A 243-nucleotide genomic window follows, 5' to 3' on the forward strand; every position below is an offset into this window, starting at 1 on the left:
ATTTAATTATAGATTGCAAAGTGATGGACTGGAATGAATTAGGTGCTGGTATAACAATAGAGTGTAATAATAAAATAGAACTAAAGGAAGAGCAAAAGATTATTCTTTCCGTAAATGGCTATGAATTAGAGAGTGTTATCAGGCGAATTATACCAAAAAAAGGCGGAACAAACATAGGGTTAATTTTTACTTCATTAAATTACGAACAATATGCTTATTTAATTACTCAAACATATGCAGTAG

General features: G+C 29.6%; 1 protein-coding gene. It reads left to right on the plus strand.

Features of this window, described 5'->3' with window-relative positions:
- Window positions 1–23: 23 nt before the first annotated feature.
- Window positions 24–243, plus strand: a 220-nt coding sequence (locus NE637_RS15540) for a hypothetical protein (protein ID WP_256267826.1), incomplete at its 3' end; no start/stop codon positions are given.

It is taken from the genome of Desulfovibrio desulfuricans, assembly GCF_024460775.1.
Taxonomy (GTDB): domain Bacteria; phylum Desulfobacterota; class Desulfovibrionia; order Desulfovibrionales; family Desulfovibrionaceae; genus Desulfovibrio; species Desulfovibrio desulfuricans_E.